A 5,111-nucleotide genomic window follows, 5' to 3' on the forward strand; every position below is an offset into this window, starting at 1 on the left:
CGGGCCGGGCCGGGGCCGGTACGGGCCGCGAGCCCGCCGCCGGCCGTCCGCGCGGCCACGGGACCCGGACCGACAGCCACGGTCCGGGTCCCGGGCCCGCGCCCCGCCGCGGGGCGTCGGCTCAGACCCCCAGCGGGTGCCACACCGTCTTGGTCTCCACGAAGGCCAGCAGGCGGTCGGTGCCCGGGTCGGCGGCCCAGTCCTCCACGGGCTGTGGACGGCGGACGCGCTTGAGGTTGTCCGCCGCCGCCCGCTCCAGCCCGGCCGCCAGCTCCGGGTCGTCACCGGCGCCGGCCAGGTCGATCCCGTTCACGTCGGCGTGCGCGGCCAGCGGGGCGGCGATCTCGGCCGTACGGCCCGACAGCACGTTGACCACGCCGCCCGGCAGGTCGGAGGTGGCCAGCACCTCGCCCAGCGACAGCGCGGGCAGCGGGGCGCGCTCGGCGGCCACCACCACGGCCGTGTTGCCGCTGACGATCACCGGCGCGACCACCGACACCAGGCCCAGGAACGACGACTCGCGCGGGGCGAGCACCGCGACCACGCCGGCCGGCTCGGGCGTGGAGACGTTGAAGTACGGCCCGGCGACCGGGTTGGCGGCCCCGGCGATCTGGGCGACCTTGTCGGCCCAGCCCGCGTACCACACCCACCGGTCCACCGCCGCCGCCACCCGGTCCGCCGCCACGTCCCGCGGCAGCCCCTCGGCGGCGGCCACCTCGGCGGCGAACTGCTCGCGGCGGCCCTCCAGCATCTCCGCGACGCGGTACAGGACCTGGCCGCGGTGGTAGGCGGTCGCGCCGGACCAGCGGCCGAACGCCTTACGCGCGGCGAGCACCGCGTCACGCGCGTCCTTGCGCGAGGCCAGCGGCGCGTTCGCCAGCCAGCCGCCCGCCGAGCCGGTCACCTCGTACACCCGCCCGCTCTCGGACCGGGGGAAGGCGCCCCCGACGAACAGCTTGTAGGTCTTCAGCACGCCGAGCCGCGCGCCGCCGCCGCCCGCCCCCGCGGACTCGTCAGCCGTCTCAGACATCGAGGTACGCCTCCAGACCGTGCCGGCCGCCCTCGCGGCCGAAGCCCGACTCCTTGTAGCCGCCGAAGGGCGAGGCCGGGTCGAACCGGTTGAACGTGTTGGACCACACCACGCCCGCCCGCAGGCGGCTCGCCATCCACAGGATGCGGCTGCCCTTCTCCGTCCACACGCCCGCCGACAGGCCGTACGGCGTGTTGTTGGCCTTGGCGACGGCCTCCTCGGGCGTACGGAAGGTCAGCACCGACAGCACCGGGCCGAACACCTCCTCCCGCGCGATGCGGTGCGCCTGCGTCACGCCGGTGAACAGGGTCGGCGCGAACCAGTAGCCCGACGACGGCAGCGCGCAGTCCGGCGACCACCGCTGCGCGCCCTCGGCCTCGCCCGCCTCGGCCAGCGCCCGGATGCGGGCCAGCTGCTCGGCGGAGTTGATCGCGCCGACGTCGGTGTTCTTGTCCAGCGGGTCGCCGACGCGCAGCGTGCGCATGCGCCGCTTGAGCGCGTCCAGCAGCTCCTCCTGCACCGACTCCTGCACCAGCAGCCGCGAGCCCGCGCAGCACACGTGCCCCTGGTTGAAGAAGATGCCGCTGACGACGCCCTCCACGGCCTGGTCCAGGGGCGCGTCGTCGAAGACGATGTTGGCCGCCTTGCCGCCCAGCTCCAGCGTCAGCCTCTTACGCGTCCCCGCGACCGTACGGGCGATGGCCTTGCCCACCTCCGTGGACCCGGTGAACGCCACCTTGTCCACGCCCGGGTGCGCCACCAGCGCGGCGCCCGTCGTGCCGTCGCCGGTCACGATGTTGACCACGCCCCGGGGCAGGCCCGCCTGGCGGCACACGTCCGCGAAGAAGAGCGCGGACAGCGGGGTGGTCTCGGCGGGCTTCAGCACCACCGTGTTCCCGGCGGCCAGCGCCGGGGCGACCTTCCAGGCCAGCATCAGCAGCGGGAAGTTCCACGGGATGACCTGGCCCGCGACGCCCAGCGGCCGCGGATCGGCGCCGAAACCGGCGTACCGGAGCTTGTCGGCCCAGCCCGCGTAGTAGAAGAAGTGCGCGGCGACCTGCGGCAGGTCCACGTCCCGCGACTCGCGGATCGGCTTGCCGTTGTCCAGCGACTCCAGCACGGCCAGCTCGCGCGAGCGCTCCTGGAGGATCCGCGCCAGCCGGAACAGGTACTTCGCGCGCTCGGCGCCCGGCAGCGCCGACCATCCCGGATACGCCCGGCGCGCGGCCCGTACGGCGCGGTCGACGTCCTCCTCGGTGCCGTGCGTGTACTCGGCCAGCACCTCCTCGGTGGCCGGGCTGACCGTCTTGCGCAGGTCGCCGCGCGCGCCCTCGGCGAACTCGCCGTCGATGAACAGGCCGTAGCTCGGGGCGAGGTCGACGATGGCGCGGGACTCGGGGGCGGGGGCGTAGCCGAAGTGCGCGGCCGGGGCGGCCGGGGCGGCCGGGGCCTGGGGAGGCGGTCGGTCCATGGAAGATCAGTCCACCGTCACGTAGTCGGGACCGGAGTAGCGGCCGGTACGGAGCTTCTGGCGCTGCATCAGCAGGTCGTTCAGCAGGCTGGAGGCGCCGAAGCGGAACCACTCCGGGGTGAGCCAGTCCTCGCCCGCCGTCTCGCCGACCAGGACCAGGTACCGGATCGCGTCCTTGGTCGTCCGGATCCCTCCGGCCGGCTTCACGCCCACCTGTACCCCCGTCGTCGCCCGGAAGTCGCGCACGGCCTGGAGCATGAGCAGCGTGACGGGCGGCGTCGCGTTCACCGCGACCTTGCCGGTGGACGTCTTGATGAAGTCGGCGCCCGCGAGCATCGCCAGCCACGAGGCGCGGCGCACGTTGTCGTACGTCTCCAGCTCGCCGGTCTCGAAGATGACCTTCAGGTGCGCGGCCGTACCGTCCGCCCGCGCGCACGCCTCGCGCACCTGGCGGATCTCCTCGAAGACGGCCAGGTACCGCCCGGCGAGGAAGGCGCCCCGGTCGATCACCATGTCCACCTCGTCCGCCCCGGCCGCCACGGCCGCGGCCACGTCCGCCAGCTTCACCGGCAGGGCGGCGCGGCCGGCGGGGAAGGCGGTGGCGACCGAGGCCACCTTGATCCCGGTCCCCGCCAGGGCGTCCTTGGCGGTGGCCACCATGTCCGGGTACACGCAGATCGCCGCGACCCTGGGCACGCTCCGGTCGGTCGGGTCGGGGTTCGCGCCCTTGGCGCACAGCGCCCGGACCTTGCCCGGGGTGTCGGCGCCCTCCAGGGTGGTCAAATCGATCATGGAGACGGCCAGGTCGATGGCGTACGCCTTGGCGGTCGTCTTCACCGACCGCGTACCGAGCGCGGCGGCCCGCTCCTGAAGGCCGACCGCGTCGACGCCCGGCAGCCCGTGCAGGAACCGGCGCAGGGCGGCGTCGGTGGCGGTCACGTCGGCGAGGGCGGCGCGGCGGTCGGCGGCGTCCTCGGTGTGGGCGGGGACGGTGTCTTCGGGATGGCCGGGGACTGTGGTGGGCATGCTCACCACCTGAGCATATCTACGCGCGTAGTGACCTGTCATCCCCGCCGACCGCCGACCGCCGACCCGGCCGGTTGGGGCGCGTGAAACACCGCACTGTTCCAGCTCCGTTCGGATTCGGGTCAGCGCCCCGTGGGCACTGTTAGACGCTGTGTAAGTTATTGAACGCGGCACAGGGGATGGGGAGCCATGCGCGAGATCACGTATCGGAAGATCGTTGCGGAACGGTTCGGTGGTGCCGAGGTGCTGCGGACGGTGCGGGCGACGCTGCCCCAGCCGCCGCGCGGACACGTCCGCGTCAGGGTGCTGGCCGCGGGGGTGGGCTTCACCGACCTCATGGCCCGCTCGGGTGACTACCTGCTCCAGCGCAGGACGCCGTTCACGCCCGGGTATGAGATCGCGGGCGAGGTGGTCGACTTCGCGGTCGACGGCGAGGCGCCGTCCTGGCTCGAAGCAGGGGTGCGGGTCGCGGCCGCCCTCACCAAAATGGCCGGCTACACCGAGTACATCACGCTGCCCCTGTGGCAGCTCGTCCCGCTTCCCGACGGACTCGAACCCCGTCTCGCATCCGCCGTTCCGCTCGACTACCTCACGGCCCTGAGCCTTATCGACACCCATGCCCGGCTCAAGGCGGGCGACACCGTGCTGATCCAGGGCGCCAGCGGTGGTGTGGGGCAGGCGGCCAGCCAACTGGGCCGGCTGCGGGGCCTGCGCATGTACGGCACGGCCTCCGCGCCGGGCAGCCGTGACGTGCTCGCCCGCCACGGCGTGAGGTACATCGACTACCGGCACGAGGACTTCGAGGCCGTCCTGCGGGAACGCGAACCAGGCGGCGTCCAGGCCGTGTTCGACCACATCGGCCGCGCCAACCTGTCCAAGGGATACCGGATTCTGGCGCCCGGCGGGGTTCTGGTCAGCTTCGCGTTCAGCGGTCGGCCGGGGCACATGGTCGGCGACACCCTGCGCGGCGCGACACGCCTGAGGCTCATGAACCTGCGGCCGGGCCGCCGGGCGGCGCAGAGCGTCGTGCCGTGGGAGATGAAGTCCCGGCGCGACTCCTACCGCGCCGCGCTGGCGCGACTGCTCGACCTCGCACACCGCGGTGAGATCACCCCGCAGATCGTGGCCACCCGCCCCTTGTCGCAGGCGGCCGACGTACACGCCGCCCTCGAACGCCGGGAGATCACCGGGAAGGTGGTCCTTACGGCGGACTGACGGGCGAGTTGGTGCGGGCGGGGTGGGCCTGGGGTGCGTGGGCGGGTGCGGTTCCGGTCGGCCTTGGGGTGTGCCTGGGGTGGGTGGTCGGGTGCGGTTCCGGTCGGCCTTGGGGTGTGCCTGGGATGGGTGGGCGGGTGCGGGGCCGGGGGTTCCGGGGCAGGGTGCTGGACTCGGATATTTACGCATTTAGGCGGCCTCGGCTTGGGCGCTGCCTGAACCGGAACCAGCCGCCCAAATACGAAAATATACGTTCACGTCCAGCACCCTGCCCCTGCACCCCCGACCCCTCCCGTCTCGTCGCCACCTGCGGCCCGGCGGCCTGCTCGGGCTCGTGTATCTCGGCACCCGTGCGGCCCCAGCCTCGGG

The 5,111-nt window shown here is 73.5% G+C and carries 4 protein-coding genes; 1 reads left to right on the forward strand and 3 read right to left on the reverse strand.

Features of this window, described 5'->3' with window-relative positions; genetic code table 11:
* Positions 1-121: 121 nt before the first annotated feature.
* From RKE29_RS27750 to deoC, 3 genes are read right to left on the reverse strand one after another with little or no spacing between them, the layout of a single operon-like run.
* Positions 122-1,030 (reverse strand): aldehyde dehydrogenase family protein, encoded by a 909-nt coding sequence (locus RKE29_RS27750; RefSeq protein WP_312008429.1) that lies wholly within the window; start codon positions 1,028-1,030, stop codon positions 122-124.
* Positions 1,023-2,501 carry an aldehyde dehydrogenase family protein gene (locus RKE29_RS27755; protein WP_312008430.1) on the reverse strand — a complete coding sequence of 493 codons (1,479 nt, stop codon included), beginning with the start codon at positions 2,499-2,501 and terminating at the stop codon, positions 1,023-1,025. Before RKE29_RS27755 ends, RKE29_RS27750 begins: the two co-directional genes overlap by 8 nt.
* A gap of 6 nt (positions 2,502-2,507) precedes the next feature.
* The gene (gene deoC / locus RKE29_RS27760; protein WP_312008431.1) at positions 2,508-3,527 is read right to left on the reverse strand and encodes a deoxyribose-phosphate aldolase; all 1,020 of its coding nucleotides are present in this window, start codon (positions 3,525-3,527) and stop codon (positions 2,508-2,510) included.
* 189 nt (positions 3,528-3,716) lie between these two features.
* Here deoC and RKE29_RS27765 point away from each other — a divergent pair, with 189 nt between their 5' ends.
* The gene (locus tag RKE29_RS27765; RefSeq protein WP_312008432.1) at positions 3,717-4,742 is read left to right on the forward strand and encodes a zinc-binding dehydrogenase; all 1,026 of its coding nucleotides are present in this window, start codon (positions 3,717-3,719) and stop codon (positions 4,740-4,742) included.
* Positions 4,743-5,111 lie beyond the last annotated feature (369 nt).

The sequence above is a fragment of the Streptomyces sp. B1866 genome (assembly GCF_031932565.1).
Lineage (GTDB): Bacteria > Actinomycetota > Actinomycetes > Streptomycetales > Streptomycetaceae > Streptomyces.

What these genes read in the sequence shown, in the direction of transcription:
- RKE29_RS27750 (WP_312008429.1), bottom strand. Translation starts at nt 1,030, where the DNA reads ATGTCTGAGACGGCTGACGAGTCCGCGGGGGCGGGCGGCGGCGGCGCG.
- RKE29_RS27755 (WP_312008430.1), bottom strand. Translation starts at nt 2,501, where the DNA reads ATGGACCGACCGCCTCCCCAGGCCCCGGCCGCCCCGGCCGCCCCGGCC.
- deoC (WP_312008431.1), bottom strand. Translation starts at nt 3,527, where the DNA reads ATGCCCACCACAGTCCCCGGCCATCCCGAAGACACCGTCCCCGCCCAC.
- RKE29_RS27765 (WP_312008432.1), top strand. Translation starts at nt 3,717, where the DNA reads ATGCGCGAGATCACGTATCGGAAGATCGTTGCGGAACGGTTCGGTGGT.